Source organism: Comamonas trifloxystrobinivorans (assembly GCF_043359985.1).
GTDB classification, from domain to species: Bacteria; Pseudomonadota; Gammaproteobacteria; order Burkholderiales; family Burkholderiaceae_C; genus Comamonas; species Comamonas trifloxystrobinivorans.
Window position 1 is genome coordinate 99,996 of record NZ_JBHZGV010000011.1, and the last position, 14,356, is coordinate 114,351.

Annotated in this window: 16 protein-coding genes; 10 read left to right on the plus strand and 6 right to left on the minus strand. The window is 61.7% G+C overall.

All coding sequences use genetic code 11. The features are described from left to right. Positions 1-119 precede the first annotated feature (119 nt). Complete coding sequence (locus ACFIQF_RS14780) at positions 120-2,351, minus strand: NADP-dependent isocitrate dehydrogenase (protein ID WP_393943991.1); 2,232 nt, start codon at positions 2,349-2,351, stop codon at positions 120-122. A gap of 295 nt (positions 2,352-2,646) precedes the next feature. Here ACFIQF_RS14780 and arfB point away from each other — a divergent pair, with 295 nt between their 5' ends. Beyond that, positions 2,647-3,063 (plus strand): alternative ribosome rescue aminoacyl-tRNA hydrolase ArfB, encoded by a 417-nt coding sequence (gene arfB, locus ACFIQF_RS14785; RefSeq protein ID WP_393943992.1) that lies wholly within the window; start codon positions 2,647-2,649, stop codon positions 3,061-3,063. Positions 3,064-3,203: 140 nt separating this feature from the next. On the opposite strand, the gene ACFIQF_RS14790 is transcribed toward arfB, so the two are convergent. The 3 genes from ACFIQF_RS14790 to xseA form a co-directional block, all read right to left on the minus strand. Further along, positions 3,204-3,788, minus strand: coding sequence for a superoxide dismutase (locus ACFIQF_RS14790; protein ID WP_393943993.1), 585 nt, complete (start codon positions 3,786-3,788; stop codon positions 3,204-3,206). A 153-nt stretch (positions 3,789-3,941) separates the two neighbouring features. Beyond that, positions 3,942-4,157, minus strand: coding sequence for a hypothetical protein (locus ACFIQF_RS14795; protein ID WP_393943995.1), 216 nt, complete (start codon positions 4,155-4,157; stop codon positions 3,942-3,944). Between the two features lie 87 nt (positions 4,158-4,244). After that, entirely contained in the window at positions 4,245-5,585 is a 1,341-nt protein-coding gene (xseA, locus tag ACFIQF_RS14800) for an exodeoxyribonuclease VII large subunit (protein WP_393943996.1), read from the minus strand. A 621-nt stretch (positions 5,586-6,206) separates the two neighbouring features. On the opposite strand from xseA, the gene ACFIQF_RS14805 reads away from it, so the two are divergent. From ACFIQF_RS14805 to ACFIQF_RS14840, 8 genes are all read left to right on the plus strand, one after another. Then, complete coding sequence (locus ACFIQF_RS14805; protein WP_393943998.1) at positions 6,207-6,827, plus strand: MotA/TolQ/ExbB proton channel family protein; 621 nt, start codon at positions 6,207-6,209, stop codon at positions 6,825-6,827. A gap of 19 nt (positions 6,828-6,846) precedes the next feature. Continuing rightward, a complete protein-coding gene (locus tag ACFIQF_RS14810) occupies positions 6,847-7,263 on the plus strand; it encodes an ExbD/TolR family protein (protein WP_393943999.1) in 417 nt (138 codons plus the stop codon). A 75-nt stretch (positions 7,264-7,338) separates the two neighbouring features. Further along, on the plus strand, positions 7,339-8,430 hold the full coding sequence (gene lpxK / locus ACFIQF_RS14815; protein WP_393944001.1) for a tetraacyldisaccharide 4'-kinase: 1,092 nt from the start codon (positions 7,339-7,341) through the stop codon (positions 8,428-8,430). A gap of 13 nt (positions 8,431-8,443) precedes the next feature. Continuing rightward, positions 8,444-8,647, plus strand: coding sequence for a Trm112 family protein (locus tag ACFIQF_RS14820; protein ID WP_393944002.1), 204 nt, complete (start codon positions 8,444-8,446; stop codon positions 8,645-8,647). A gap of 250 nt (positions 8,648-8,897) precedes the next feature. After that, complete coding sequence (locus ACFIQF_RS14825) at positions 8,898-9,557, plus strand: hypothetical protein (protein ID WP_393944004.1); 660 nt, start codon at positions 8,898-8,900, stop codon at positions 9,555-9,557. 198 nt (positions 9,558-9,755) lie between these two features. Beyond that, on the plus strand, positions 9,756-10,544 hold the full coding sequence (gene kdsB, locus ACFIQF_RS14830) for a 3-deoxy-manno-octulosonate cytidylyltransferase (protein WP_393944005.1): 789 nt from the start codon (positions 9,756-9,758) through the stop codon (positions 10,542-10,544). A 240-nt stretch (positions 10,545-10,784) separates the two neighbouring features. Next, complete coding sequence (gene adk, locus ACFIQF_RS14835) at positions 10,785-11,441, plus strand: adenylate kinase (protein WP_393944007.1); 657 nt, start codon at positions 10,785-10,787, stop codon at positions 11,439-11,441. Positions 11,442-11,709: 268 nt separating this feature from the next. After that, complete coding sequence (locus ACFIQF_RS14840) at positions 11,710-11,964, plus strand: hypothetical protein (protein WP_393944009.1); 255 nt, start codon at positions 11,710-11,712, stop codon at positions 11,962-11,964. A 40-nt stretch (positions 11,965-12,004) separates the two neighbouring features. Here ACFIQF_RS14840 and gloA2 read toward each other — a convergent pair whose 3' ends face one another. Together gloA2 and ACFIQF_RS14850 are read right to left on the minus strand one after the other, a co-directional pair. After that, positions 12,005-12,427, minus strand: a complete 423-nt coding sequence (gene gloA2 / locus ACFIQF_RS14845; protein WP_393944011.1) for an SMU1112c/YaeR family gloxylase I-like metalloprotein — start codon at positions 12,425-12,427, stop codon at positions 12,005-12,007. Then, the gene (locus tag ACFIQF_RS14850) at positions 12,424-13,422 is read right to left on the minus strand and encodes an asparaginase (RefSeq protein ID WP_393944013.1); all 999 of its coding nucleotides are present in this window, start codon (positions 13,420-13,422) and stop codon (positions 12,424-12,426) included. The genes gloA2 and ACFIQF_RS14850 overlap by 4 nt, the downstream gene beginning before the upstream one ends. A gap of 117 nt (positions 13,423-13,539) precedes the next feature. Between ACFIQF_RS14850 and lexA the strand changes: the two genes are divergently transcribed. After that, positions 13,540-14,250, plus strand: coding sequence for a transcriptional repressor LexA (lexA, locus tag ACFIQF_RS14855; protein ID WP_393944015.1), 711 nt, complete (start codon positions 13,540-13,542; stop codon positions 14,248-14,250). Positions 14,251-14,356 lie beyond the last annotated feature (106 nt).

The window sequence follows — 14,356 nt, forward strand, 5'->3', positions numbered from 1 at the left end:
TCCGGCATTTGCCACCACCCCGGTAAACCGAGAAAACCCATAAAAAAACCGCAGCCCCCTGCAGAGCTGCGGTTTTTGTTTAGCTGAAGCTTTCGCTTTCAGCTACCTGAACGCATCGCTCAGATCTCAGCCACCACCTTGTTGAAGGTAGCGCTGGGGCGCATCACGGCGTCCAGCTTGGCCACGTCGGGCTGGTAGTAACCGCCGATGTCGGCTGCCTTGCCTTGTACGTCCTTCAACTCGCCCACGATCTTGGCTTCGTTGTCGGTCAGTTCCTTGGCGATAGGCGCAAACTTGGCTGCCAGTTCCTTGTCGTCGGTCTGAGCGGCCAGGGCCTGGGCCCAGTACATGGCGATGTAGAACTGCGAACCACGGTTGTCCAGCTCGCCGGTGCGGCGCGAAGGCGACTTGTCCAGATCCAGCAGCTTGCCGGTGGCTTCGTCCAGGGTCTTAGCCAGCAGCTTGGCGCGGTTGTTGTTGTTCTTGATGCCCAGATCTTCGAACGACACGGCCAGCGCCAGGAACTCACCCAGCGAATCCCAGCGCAGGTGGTTCTCTTCCACCAACTGCTCGACGTGCTTGGGGGCCGAGCCGCCAGCACCGGTTTCGTACAGGCCGCCGCCTTGCATCAGAGGCACGATCGACAGCATCTTGGCCGAGGTGCCCAGCTCCAGAATCGGGAACAGGTCGGTCAGGTAGTCGCGCAGGATGTTGCCGGTCACCGAGATGGTGTCCAGGCCGCGAGCAGCGCGCTCCAGGGTGTAACGCATGGCGCGCACTTGGGAGAGGATGTAGATCTCCAGACCGGCGGTGTCGTAATCCTTGAGGTACTTGTTGACCTTCTTGATCAGCTCGGACTCGTGAGGACGGTACGGATCCAGCCAGAACACGGCAGGCATGCCGGAGTTGCGGGCGCGGGTTACGGCCAGCTTCACCCAGTCGCGGATCGGGGCGTCCTTGACCTGGCACATGCGCCAGATGTCGCCTTGCTCCACGTTCTGGCTCATCAGCACTTCGCCAGTGGCGATGTCGACGATGTTGGCCACGCCGTCTTCGGAGATCTCGAAGGTCTTGTCGTGCGAGCCGTATTCCTCGGCCTTTTGCGCCATCAGGCCCACGTTGGGCACGGTGCCCATGGTCTTGGGGTCGAAGTTGCCGTGCCACTTGCAGAAGTTGATCACTTCCTGGTAGATACGGGCAAAGGTCGACTCAGGCATCACGGCCTTGCAGTCGTAAGGCTTGCCGTCGGCCGCCCACATCTTGCCACCGCCACGGATCATGGCGGGCATGGAGGCGTCCACGATCACGTCGTTGGGCGAGTGGAAGTTGGTGATGCCCTTGGCCGAATCCACCATGGCCAGACGCGGACGGTGCTCTTGGCACTTGTGCAGATCGCGCACGATTTCGTCGCGCTGCGAGGCGGGCAGGGTTTCGATCTTGGCGTACAGATCGGCCATGCCGTTGTTCACGTTCACGCCCAGCTGGTCGAACAGCTTGCCGTGCTTCTCGAATGCTTCCTTGTAGAAAATGCGCACGCAGTGGCCGAACACGATGGGGTGCGAGACCTTCATCATCGTGGCCTTGACGTGCAGCGAGAACAGAATGCCCGATTCGCGGCAGTCTTCGATTTCCTTTTCATAGAAAGCCAGCAGGGCCTTCTTGCTCATGAACATGGAATCGATCACTTCGGCGTCTTGCAGCTTGACCTTTTCCTTGAGCACGATGGTCTGGCCCGACTTGGTCTCCAGCACCATCTTCACGTCGCGCGCCTTGTCCAGCGTCATCGACTTTTCGCCGTGGTAGAAGTCGCCCTGGTCCATGTGCGAGACATGGGTTTGCGACCATTGCTTCCACTCGCCCATCGAGTGGGGGTGCTTCTTGGCGTAGTTCTTCACGGCAGCGGGAGCGCGGCGGTCGGAGTTGCCTTCGCGCAGCACAGGGTTCACGGCCGAGCCGATGCACTTGCTGTAGCGTGCCTTGATGTCTTTTTCTTCGGGGGTCGAAGCGTTTTCAGGGTAATCGGGCAGCTTGTAGCCCTTGTCCTGCAGCTCCTTGATCGCCTCTTGCAGCTGGCCCACCGATGCCGAAATATTGGGCAGCTTGATGATGTTGGCATCGGGGGTCAGCGTCAGCTTGCCCAGCTCAGCCAGGTTGTCGGGCACGCGCTGTGCGTCGGTCAACACTTCGGGGAACTGGCCCAGGATACGTGCAGCCAGCGAAATGTCACTCTCGGCCACATTGATGCCTGCTGCGCCGGCAAAGCTGCGCACGATGGGCAGGAACGCTGCCGTCGCCAGGCGGGGCGCCTCGTCGGTCAGGGTGTAGATGATGGTGGGTTGCTGGGTAGTCATCTGGTCTTTCAAGTGGCAAAAGTTCAGGGTTCGACGCGGCTGGCGGCAGGGGTCTGGGCTGCCTTCGCGTCTGTGGGAAACCGATCCTATGATGATCGCATGGCATCCCGGTGGCAAGGCCAGCGAAATGGTGCAATGCAATATCACAATACGGAATTCAACAGCCAGGGATTGTCGCCGTTTTTTAAGTCTTATACAAGAGTTGACCCAGCGAATTATTGAGCCAAGCCATGTTGGCTGGCGCAAAATACCGACTTTTCCACCAAGACCTCCCCTTGCACCGCACTCTCTCGCCATGACCACGCCCGCCCCCTCTTCGCTGCTCCTGACCGAGGCCGACGTGCAATGGACGGCGGTGCGCGCCCAGGGCCCGGGTGGTCAGAACGTGAACAAGGTCAGCAGCGCCGTGCACATGCGCTTTGACATCCGCGCCTCGCACTTGCCGGCCGCCGTGCAAGAGCGCCTGCTCGCAACAGCCGACCAGCGCATCACCGCCGAGGGTGTGGTCGTCATCAAAGCCCAGCAGTACCGCACGCAGGAGCAAAACCTGTGGGACGCGTTGGAGCGCCTGAATGCCCTGGTGGCCCAAGCCGCCCATGTGCCACGCAAACGCAAAGCCACCAAACCCACCTGGGGCTCGCAGCAGCGCCGCCTGCAAGGCAAAAGCCTGCGCTCGAATGTGAAAGCGCTGCGCGGCAAGGTGCGCGATTAAACGGCGCAGTAGCTGCATTGAGGCTTTGCGCGCTATTGCATCAAGATGCAAAGCCTGCATGCAGACGCTTCAGACGCAAAAAAGCCTCCCGCAGGAGGCTTGTTCAGGCGCTGAACAGATCAGCAGGCGCCGGGCTTCGCTTAAGCGAAGTTGGCTTCGGCAAACTTCCAGTTCACCAGCTTGTCGAAGAAGGTTTCGACAAACTTCTGGCGCAGGTTGCGGTAGTCGATGTAGTAGGCGTGTTCCCACACGTCCACGGTCAGCAGGGCCTTGTCGGCGGTGGTCAGCGGGGTGCCGGCGGCGCCCATGTTGACGATGTCGACCGAGCCGTCGGCCTTCTTCACCAGCCAGGTCCAGCCGGAGCCGAAATTGCCCACGGCCGAAGCCACGAAGGCCTTCTTGAACTCGGCGTAGCTGCCCCACTTTTTGTTGATGGCATCAGCCAGCGCGCCGGTGGGTTCTGCACCGCCGTTGGGGGCCATGCAGTTCCAGAAGAAGGTGTGGTTCCAGATTTGGGCTGCCTGGTTGTACATGCCGCCGGAGGACTTCTTGACCACGTCTTCCAGTTCCATGTTTTCGAACTCGGTGCCCTTTTGCAGTTCGTTGAGCTTGACTACATAAGCATTGTGGTGCTTGAGGTAGTGGTACTCCATGGTTTCCTTGCTGTAGCCAGCGGGAGCCAGGGCATCGATTGCATATGGCAGGGGTGGCAGAGTACGTTCCATCGTCGTTTCCTCGTGGTTGGTATGGTTGGCAATGCGGGCGACGCGGCCGGCTTGCGGGCGTATCGTCGCCTTCGGGGTTCAGCAGTCGATTGTAGAAAGGATTTTCGACCTGATGGCGAATACGGATACCGCTTGCTACAAAGCGGCGCGATATCAGGCTTTGTCTGGCAAGGCCACGCCCAATTGCGCCAGTTGGGCTGCCAGCACATTGCGCCGGCGCACCGCTTTGGCAGCCACTTCGCTGGCGGTGGCAATGGCGCGCGGGCCTTTGGCGGCAGCGGCTTTGACAAGTTCGGTTTTCTTGGCCGCTTCGGCAGCGGCTTTGCGGTAGCTGGTAAGCAGCTCGGAGGTTGTAGTGGGCGTAGACACAGGTATTGGTGGCAGGTGGGGAGCAGGCTTTTGAGCGCGTCGCTCAGCCTTGGTGGTTCAAGAAATACAGATCGGGTTGCTGCGCCATTACACCAGCAAGCGCTGAGTGGCGACCACGTCCATGCTGCCATCGGCCAGCTCGGCGTGCATGGCCTTGCCCGGTGTCGCCTGGGTTACCGAGCTGATAACCTGGCCGTCCATGCTGGTCAGCAACGCATAGCCGCGCGACAAAACCTGGCGCGGGTTGAGCAGCTCCAGCCGGGCGCCCAGGCGCTCCAGGTTTTGCTGTTGGCGCTCCACACGGCGCTCCACGCTGACCGGGAAAGTGCTGGCCAGATGCTGTACGCGCTTGTCTTGCGCATGCAAATGCGTTTGCACGGCCGATTGCAGGCGCTGGCCCAAGCGATCCAGCACTTGCTGCTGGCCGTGCACCAAGGCGGAAGGCCGGGCAATCTGGCGCGCGGCCACATCGAGGCGCTGCCATTGGCGGTCGATGTGGCGCTCTACCGCATCGCTCAAACGCTCTTGCAGCAACTCCAAAGCACCCAGCCAAACGTCACGCGGCTGACAAACCAGCTCGGCCGCCGCAGTGGGCGTAGGCGCACGCAGGTCGGCGCAGAAATCGGCAATGGTGAAATCGGTCTCGTGGCCCACGCCGCTGACCAGCGGCACCGGGCTTTGCACAATGGTGCGGGCCAGTTGCTCGTCGTTGAAAGCCCACAGGTCCTCGAGCGAGCCCCCGCCGCGCACCAGCAAGATGGCGTCAATGGCCTGGGCTGGCGCTTGCTCCAGCAAGCCGTTGTCGAATGCAATCTGGTCCAGCGCCAACTGGTAAAGGCGCTGCAGCGCATCGACCATAGAAGGCGCGGCCTGCGCGCCTTGCACCAGGGCCGGCACCAACACCACGGGCAGTTGCGGTACGCGCCGACGCAAGGCAGTAACCACGTCATGCAAAGCGGCCGCGCCCAACGAGGTAACAATGCCAATGCCACGCGGCATCATAGGCAAGGGGCGCTTGCGCTCGGCGGCGAACAGACCTTCGGATTCGAGCTGGGCCTTGAGGCGCAAAAACTGCTCAAACAAAGCGCCTTGACCGGCGCGGCGCATGTCTTCGACGATCAGTTGCAGATCGCCGCGCTGCTCGTACACGCCCAGCTTGCCCACCACTTCCACCAGCTCGCCATCGCGCGGCGCAAAGCCTAAGCCTTGGGCAGCACGCTTGAACATGGCGCAACGGATCTGGCCATTGGCATCTTTGAGGTTGAAGTAACAGTGGCCGCTGGCCGCACGCGAAAACCCGCTGAGCTCGCCCCGCACCATGACCGGGTTGAAGCGGGCCGCCAAGGCATCGCCCACGGCGCGGCACAGCGCGCCCACATCCCAGACACGTGGGGCCGCCATTGCAGTAGACTGATCCGAATCAAACATAGCCATAACACCGTCTTTCACGCCACCCAGCCAGCGTTTGCAGCTTCTTTTTTGAGAGTGATGCCAATGCTGCCCAAGCCGGCACCAGCAAGGCCGCAAGCATAGCACCGCCAGTGCGCTCAACCCAGGCGCCCGAGACAGCAGTGAGCAGCCTCCCCATACGCACCAAACAAGTGCATTCCAGCGCCATCTTGCTGCCATCTGCCGCGCAACTGCGGCCAAATACCGGCCAGGCAGCCGGCCATGGCCTGCGCTGCAGCCACAGTTCCGCACAGGAGCGACACCGGTAGTCCACAGCCACCGGGGCGCCGCAGGGCGTCATCAGCACGTCATACTCTGTAGCACAAAAGATTGAACCTTCGTACAAGCCATTGATTTATAAGTATTTTTATCAGCTTATTTTTTAAGCAATCTAACAAAAAGCCCGTCATTGCAACGATTTTTCCGGCTGATGACAGATTGCCCACATGGTTATCCACATATTCTGTGGAAGACTTTTGCCGCCTCCGCTGTGCGCGCTTCAGCCTGTTGGCTGTAGGCTGCGACTGGCACAATTTTAGGCGGACGGCGAGCCTGCTTGGGCCATAATGCAAAGTTGAGAAGAAACGAGCGGAGAGAGATTTGTTTTCCATTATCCAAGCCGCAGGCTGGCCGATCTGGCCTTTGATCGCCTGCTCCATCCTGGCCCTGGCGCTGATTGTTGAACGTTTTCTGGCCCTGAAGACCGCCAAGGTCGCTCCTCCCAACCTGCTGCAAGAGGCGGTGTCCGTCTCCGCCAACGGCGTGCCCAGCGCCGAAGTGGTGAACCAGCTGGGCCAAAACTCGGCCCTCGGCGAAGTGCTGGCCAGCGGCCTGCGCTCCATCACGCTGGAGCCCCGCATTTCTGAAGCCGACCTGCGCGCCAGCATGGAAAGCGCCGGCCGCCGCGAGGCCCAGAAGCTCGAGAAATACCTCACCGCCCTGGCCACCATTGCCTCGGCAGCGCCTCTGCTGGGCCTGCTGGGCACCGTGATCGGCATGATCGAGATCTTCGGCTCGCAGGGCGGCGGCGGCAACAACCCCGCCCAATTGGCTCACGGCATCTCGATCGCGCTGTACAACACGGCTTTCGGCCTGATCGTGGCCATCCCGACGCTGATCTTCTGGCGCTACTTCCGCAGCCGCGTCGATGGCTTTTTGCTGACGCTGGAGCTGTCGTCCGAGCAGTTCCTGCGCCACCTGAACAAGCTGCGCAAGCCTTGACCGCCCGCTGGAGCCGCGCATGAACTTCCGCCCCCGCACCCAGGAAGCGCCTGAGATCAACCTGATCCCCTTCATCGACGTGTTGCTGGTGGTGCTCATCTTTTTGATGCTCTCCACCACCTACAGCAAGTTCACCGAGCTGCAACTGACTTTGCCCGTTGCCAACGCCGAGCAGTTGCGTGACCGGCCCAAGGAAATCATCGTGGCCGTGGCCTCCGATGGCCGTTACGCGGTGAACAAAACCGCTATCGAAGGCAAGACCGTGGCCGACATGGCCAGCGCCTTGCGCGAAGCCGCTACGGCTGGCAAAGACAGCGTGATCATCATCAGCGCCGATGCCATGGCGCCGCACCAATCGGTGGTGTCGGTAATGGAAGCAGCCCGCCGCGTGGGCCTGCAACAGATCACCTTCGCCACCCAATCGGCTGCCAACTGAGCCACAGCGACAGATCCAGGGCAGGCCCAGCCCTGCCCGGCTCTGCTAGCCAGCAGTGCTAGCATGCGAACCTGCATGAGCCAGCCCCCCGCACCTCCAACCACCCCCGGCAGCCGCCCGCTGTCTGCCCGCATCACCGATGCTTGGCAGCACCGCGGACCGCTGGCCTGCGCCTTGCTGCCGCTGTCTTGGATCTATGCCGGGCTCAATGGCCTACGCCGCTCTCTGTATAAGCTGGGCTGGCTGCACAGTTACCGAGCGCCCGTGCCCGTCATCGTGATTGGCAATGTGATTGCTGGCGGCGGCGGCAAAACCCCGGTCACCATGCATCTGGTCCAGGCCTTGCAGGCACAAGGCTGGCACCCGGCCGTGGTATCGCGCGGTTATGGCCGCAGCCAGCAGGCAGAATCCACGGCGCTGGCCGTAACTGCCGCCAGCGACCCTAGCCAGGTGGGCGACGAGCCACTGCTGATTGCGCAACGCACCGGCGTGCCAGTTTTTGTGGCCAACAAGCGCGCACTGGCTGCGCAAGCCGCACTGGCTGCGCATCCGCAAACCGATGTTCTTATTTGCGACGACGGCCTGCAACACCTGGCCTTGGCGCGCGACTTGGAAATTGCCGTCTTCAACCGCCTGGGTGTTGGCAACGGCTGGCAATTGCCAGCGGGCCCGCTGCGCGAAGCCTGGCCCCGTCGCCTCGACATGGCGCTCTACGCCAACGAGCCCCCAGCTGGCCTGGCCAGCAGCGGCGCGGCCACCTGGCCAGTGAAGCGCCAATTGGCCGACTACGCCCTTGGCCAAAACGGCCAGCCAATCCCGCTGACCGAGCTGCGTGGCCGCAAACTGCGCGCCCTGGCCGCCGTGGCCTACCCGCAAGAGTTCTTTGCCATGCTGCAAGCGGCCGGCCTGCAGCTCGAGCGCAGCGACGCCCTGCCCGACCACGCCGACCTGACCGACCCGCAATGGCTGGCGCAGTTGGGGCTGACCGCTGAGGCTGGGCCTACAATAAATGCCCCGGTGCTTTTATGCACTGAAAAAGATGCCCACAAGCTGTGGCGCATTGCGCCACAAGCCCTGGCTGTGCCGCTGCAGGTGGTGATCGATGCCGGCTTTGCCCGGCAAGTTGAGCAACGCTTGCAAGCACTGCGCCCCCGCCACCCCCAATGAAAGAGATTTGCCCATGGACCCGAAACTGCTTGAACTGCTGGTATGCCCCGTGACCAAAGGCCCGCTGCGCTATGACCGCGAGCGCCAAGAGCTGGTATCGCGCAGCTCCCGCCTGGCCTACCCGGTGCGCGACGGCATTCCGGTGATGCTGGAAGTCGAAGCCCGCCCCTTGAGCGACGACGAAATCGACGCCATTGCCGCTGGCGACAATGCGTAAAGCGGCACGTGCCCGTCTCCAGCGGCGGGCACGGCAATAACACCATCCAACTTCGTTATTGCCCGGCAGGCCCTGCACCCGGCATAAAATCAGTTCTGATTGACATTTCCCAATCAAACTGAAAAATTATTTGACTTATCAGGAAAATCCCCAATACAGAATTCTTTGCAATTTGACACAATTCGCTGAAATTTTAGGCAGGCAACCCCGCTTGCCCCAGGTCTGACCTTCTTTTTTACAGCGAATTGCCATGCAAACACTCATTCTGAAAAAGACCGACAAAGGCTTGGAGGCACTGCGCGCTCGCGACCCTGCCCTGCCACAACGCCTGCGCCCTGCGTTCATCATGTTCGACGGCAGCAAAAGCATCGAGCAAGTCATGGCACTGCTGCCCGCGTCCAACGGGCGTCTGCAGGTGCTCGAAGACATCAAGCTCCTGGTTCAGCAAGGCCTGCTGGAGCTGCTGCGCCCAGCCCCGGCCAGCGAAGTGACTGGCTGGCTGGCCAGCCCGGTCAACCCGGCGAGCGAACCGCAGCTTTTGGAAGACACCGTGCAAGCCGAAGTAGAAGCGCCACACGCCACACCCGCCCCCCAGCCGCTGAGCCGCGAAGAGCGCCACGCTGCATCGCGCCACGCCAGCGCCCCGGTGCAGGTAAGCGACCCCACTGATCGCTATATGAAAGCCTACGCCGTGGCCAGCGTGCTGGTCAGCGAGCTGGGGCTCAGAGGCTTCCGCCTGCAGCTGATGCTGGAAAAAGCCCAGGGCTACCAAGGCCTGGTGGCCTTGCTGCCCCGCATGCGCGATCTGATCGACGCCAAAAAACTGCGCGCCGTCGAAAAAATCCTGCTGGCACCAGACGAAGTGAGCGTTCCGGCCAGCAATGCGCCTTCGCCGGCCATCATTCCCTGAGCCTGCGTACCGCCGCAGCGCCAACGAACAAGTAGAAGAGAGACTGCGACGGGCCACGCCGTCGCTACAATGCCCTCAAGCCTCTGGGTTGCATCCGCTGGTTGCAACCCTTTTTCTTTGGACAGCCTCTTTGCGCCGGCCCGCTTCAGCCCCACTCCAGCAGCCCGCAAAGCCACCGGCTCTTTGCTTATCAGCTCCATGGCGCCCACTCCTTTTACCGTCCTCATCCCCTCGCGCATGGCCTCGTCGCGCTTGCCCAACAAGCCGCTGGCCGATATCGGCGGCCTGCCCATGATCGTGCGCGTGGCCCAGCGCGCCCAGCAAAGCACAGCCCAACGTGTGGTGGTGGCCGCTGATGACGCCCGGATTCTGGAAGCCTGCAAACAGCACGACATCCAGGCCGTGCTGACCTCGGCCGAGCACCCCAGCGGCAGCGACCGCCTAGCCGAAGCCTGCAAGCTTCTGCAACTGGGCGGCGACGATATTGTGGTGAACGTGCAAGGTGACGAGCCCTTGATAGCGCCCGCCCTGATCGACGCCGTCGCCCATTTGCTGGGCGAGCGCCCCGAAGCCAGCATGGGCACCGTGGCCCACCCCATCGCCGATCTGGAATCGCTGCTCAACCCCAATGTGGTCAAAGTGGTGCTCGACGCCAAAGGCTTGGCCGCCTACTTCAGCCGTGCACCCATCCCCTGGGGGCGCGACCACGTCAACACCGCCTGGTGGAAAAACCCCGGCACTACCACCACGCCCGGCTTTGCGCCGCTGCACCACATGGGCCTGTACAGCTACCGCGCCAGCTTTCTGCAAAGCTTCCCGCAGCTGCCGCAAGCGCCCACCGAGCAAATCGAATCGCTGGAGCAATTGCGTGCCCTGTGGCACGGCTACCGCATTGCGGTCCATGTCACGCCCGACCACCCAGGCGCCGGCGTCGATACGCCTGAAGACCTGGTGCGCGTGCGCCAGGTCTTTGCCTCCATGTCTTGAAGCAAGCCACAGTGCCGTACCGCCCCAGGGACAACCCTGAGGCGCTCATGCACCAAATGCAAGCACTTCGTAAGCAAGACGGTGCACCATGCACCAATTGCACACTCGGGACACCAGTTTTGCCGCCGTTTTGGCGACAATCGCCTGATGCGTGATATGCTCAAGCCCAGTTTCTTTGTGTAAAAGCGGGCTCAGGTGGCCCGCTTTTGCCGTGCAAGTTTTGTATCTTCAAGGACCGTCATGAAATTGATTTTGTTGGGAGCGCCCGGTGCTGGCAAAGGCACGCAAGCCGCGTTCATCTGCCAAAAATACGGTATTCCGCAAATCTCCACCGGTGACATGCTGCGCGCTGCCGTCAAGGCCGGCACGCCGCTGGGCCTGCAAGCCAAGGCTGTCATGGACGCTGGCCAGCTGGTCAGTGATGAGCTGATTATCAATCTGGTCAAAGACCGTATTGCCCAGCCCGATTGCGCCCAAGGCTTTCTGTTCGACGGCTTCCCCCGCACCATCCCCCAGGCCGACGCCATGAAGGCCGCCGGCGTCAAGCTCGACTACGTGCTCGAAATCGACGTCCCCTTTGAAGCCATCATCGAGCGCATGAGCGGCCGCCGCAGCCACCCCGCCTCGGGCCGCACCTACCACGTCAAATTCAACCCGCCCAAAGTGGCCGGCAAGGACGACGTGACCGGTGAAGACCTGGTGCAGCGCGAAGACGACAAGGAAGAAACCGTCAAAAAGCGCCTCGACGTCTACAGCAGCCAAACCCGCCCCCTGGTCGATTACTACAGCAACTGGGCCAAGCAGGACCCGGCAGCCGCCCCCAAGTACCGCGCCATCAGCGGCATGGGAAGCGTGGAAGAAATCACCGCCCGCGCCATTGCCGCCCTGGCCGCCTGAAGCCACTGCCAACGCCCAACTGCAGGCAGCGGGCCTCCCGCCCAGCGCTCCAGCAGCCAAGCGCACAAAAGCCACTATCGCACTGATAGTGGCTTTTTTGTTGTCCGCTCGCCGGGTCTCAGGCCTCCCAGCCCGACCGCTCACCCGGTTACACGCCACCTCTTGGCAAAGCAGCCCTGCTCCGATTTAATAAACAAGCACTATCAATGCACATCAACCATCACCCAGGTCTATGAATCAGGCTCGGGTGCTGCCAAGGAGCACGCTCATGATGAAATGGTTAGCCACCGCCTGTCTGGCCTTGGTGTTTACGGTTCTGTCCTTCAACGCCTTCATCAACAACAACCTCAGCCAGCAAAAAAGCAGCAACCGCATCATCGCGATGCTGACCGACTTATACAGCTGGCTGCTTTCCACCATTGGCAGCATGCCAACCGGCGTGTTGTTCGCCGTGTGTGCCATCGGCATTGTGGTGGCGGCGGTGATGGATGGACGCAAACCGCGCCAACCTCCCACCATCTGATGAAGCTGACGAGTCCTAGCTCACCAGCGAGCGCGCCAACTCAGACCGCATAAATCTCCAACGGCAGCCCATCCGGATCGCTGAAAAAGAAAAACGGCTTGCCAGTCGCCTCGTCCCAGCGAATCTCCTCGCACTCCACAGCCTGCGCCTGCAAATAGCTGCGCGCTGCGGGCACCGATTGCACGCTGATCGCCAAATGGCGCAAACCGCAGGCTTCGGGGCGGGAGACGCGGGGCGGCGGCTCGGGGAAGGAGAACAGCTCCAGGTGCCCACCGCCGGGCACGGCGAGATCAAGCTTCCACGAATCACGCGCGGCGCGGTATTCCTCGGCCACAATGCTGCAGCCCAATACCTGCGTGTAAAAAGCCTTGGAGCGCTCGTACTGCGAAACGATCAAGGCCACATGGTGCAAGCCTTGGGCGCCCAAAGGGTTCGTGGCATCGGCAATACCTTCGCTATTCACGGCAACACCCCCATCAACGCCAACTGCAGACTCACCCGGGCTTTATAGGGGTTCAGCCCCACCGACAGATCGGTGGTCAGATCGGCAGCCTGCGGCAAACGCGCATCGGCAATCACGCCATCGCTGCAACGGCTGCTGCGCCAAGTGGCCACGCCTTGTTGGCGTGCGCGCTCCAAAGCTGCTTCCAAAGCCTGGTGAACAGTGCCATTGCCTGTGGTTGCCACCACCAAGCCGCGTACGCCTTGCGCCACCAATGCGTCTACCAGTTGCGCGCGGGCACCCGCATGGCTGCTGACAATCTCGACCCACGGCCATTCGTCCACGGCGGGCAAAGCTGCCAGACTTTGCTGGCCCAGGTACTTGGCGTCGCTGGCGCAGCCCGTGCTGTCCCGCAAACGCACACCTTCGCTGCCCACCCAAGCCAAGACAGCTTGCTCGCCCGACGAAAAAGCCAGCAAACGGTGCGGATGCACCTTCTGCACCCAGCGGGCACTGTGCAGCTCGCCGCCGCCAGTCAACGCCACCACTTCGCGCAGCAAGGGCTCGCCTTTGGCATTGCGGGCCGCAGCGGCGGCTACGGCGTCTTTCAGGTTTTGCGGGCCATCGGGCATCAAGGCGTTGGCCGGGCGCATGGCGCAAGTCAGCACCACAGGCTTGGGCAAGCGCCCCAAACAACTGTGCAAAAACCAGGCCGTCTCTTCCAGCGTATCCGTGCCGTGCGTCACGACAACACCCGCAATGGCCTCGTCGCGCATGGCTTTGTCGCAGGCTTGCAACAGCGCCAGCCACACGCCATCGTCCATATCTTTGCTATCAATTTGCGCCAACTGAATGGCTTCCAGCTTGCCTCCAGCAGCGTTCTCAATGCCTGGAATTGCTGCCGCCAATGCCGCCACCGACAGCTGCGCCGCCCGGTACTGGCCGGGGTGTTCGGCGTCGTCGGCCATACCGGCAATGGTGCCGCCGGTGCCAACGATCAAAATTTTTTGCTCCAAGGCTTGCCTCCCGGAAAAAACTGGTTAAAAATACAGGTACTGGATTGATATACAGGTGTTTGAAAGCACAGTGCTCCGGCCCAGGCCGTGCACCGCAGATCACAGATCGGAGATCTTATGCGAGACCATCCCAAACTGACCGCGCGCCAACAAGAAATTCTGGACCTGATCCAGAACGCCATCTCGCGCACCGGCGCACCGCCTACCCGCGCCGAGATTGCCAGCACGCTGGGCTTCAAATCGGCCAACTCGGCAGAAGACCACCTCAAGGCACTGGCCCGTAAAGGCGTGATCGAGCTGGTCAGCGGCACCTCGCGCGGCATCCGCCTGGTCAACAGCACGGTGCGCTCCATCAACACCGCCCGCGGCACGCGCTTTGCATCGCCGCTGGCGCGTACTGGCAGTGCGCCTGTCAGCCGCGTTGTGCAAACCCTGGCTTCGCTCAGCCTGCCACTGATTGGGCGCGTGTCTGCCGGCTCGCCCATCCTGGCGCAAGAGCACGTAGACCAAACCTACAGCGTGGAAGGCAGCCTGTTCCAGCAGCAACCCGATTACCTGCTGAAAGTGCGCGGCATGTCCATGCGCGATGCCGGCATCATGGATGGCGATCTGCTGGCCGTCAAAGCCACACGCGAGGCACGCAACGGCCAGATCATCGTGGCCCGCCTCGGCGATGACGTCACCGTCAAGCGCCTGCAGCGCACCAAAGAGGGCATCGAGCTGCTGGCCGAGAACCCAGATTACCTGCCCATCGTCGTGCAACCCGGCGAGCCATTTGAGATTGAAGGCATCGCAGTAGGGTTAATACGTAACACGATGCTGATGTAAACAGTTGTAAATAGAATCCAACCCAGCCTCAGGTAGCGGGCGTTGTGGGCCCTCACCCACAACCCTGAGGTCGGCGTTCGCCTAGAGCAATCCTGCTGTCACCCGT

Excerpts from the sequence above, each read along its gene's own strand:
- ACFIQF_RS14780 (WP_393943991.1), bottom strand. The coding sequence starts at position 2,351 with ATGACTACCCAGCAACCCACCATCATCTACACCCTGACCGACGAGGCG.
- arfB (WP_393943992.1), top strand. The coding sequence starts at position 2,647 with ATGACCACGCCCGCCCCCTCTTCGCTGCTCCTGACCGAGGCCGACGTG.
- ACFIQF_RS14790 (WP_393943993.1), bottom strand. The coding sequence starts at position 3,788 with ATGGAACGTACTCTGCCACCCCTGCCATATGCAATCGATGCCCTGGCT.
- xseA (WP_393943996.1), bottom strand. The coding sequence starts at position 5,585 with ATGTTTGATTCGGATCAGTCTACTGCAATGGCGGCCCCACGTGTCTGG.
- ACFIQF_RS14810 (WP_393943999.1), top strand. The coding sequence starts at position 6,847 with ATGAACTTCCGCCCCCGCACCCAGGAAGCGCCTGAGATCAACCTGATC.
- lpxK (WP_393944001.1), top strand. The coding sequence starts at position 7,339 with ATGAGCCAGCCCCCCGCACCTCCAACCACCCCCGGCAGCCGCCCGCTG.
- ACFIQF_RS14820 (WP_393944002.1), top strand. The coding sequence starts at position 8,444 with ATGGACCCGAAACTGCTTGAACTGCTGGTATGCCCCGTGACCAAAGGC.
- ACFIQF_RS14825 (WP_393944004.1), top strand. The coding sequence starts at position 8,898 with ATGCAAACACTCATTCTGAAAAAGACCGACAAAGGCTTGGAGGCACTG.
- kdsB (WP_393944005.1), top strand. The coding sequence starts at position 9,756 with ATGGCGCCCACTCCTTTTACCGTCCTCATCCCCTCGCGCATGGCCTCG.
- adk (WP_393944007.1), top strand. The coding sequence starts at position 10,785 with ATGAAATTGATTTTGTTGGGAGCGCCCGGTGCTGGCAAAGGCACGCAA.
- ACFIQF_RS14840 (WP_393944009.1), top strand. The coding sequence starts at position 11,710 with ATGATGAAATGGTTAGCCACCGCCTGTCTGGCCTTGGTGTTTACGGTT.
- lexA (WP_393944015.1), top strand. The coding sequence starts at position 13,540 with ATGCGAGACCATCCCAAACTGACCGCGCGCCAACAAGAAATTCTGGAC.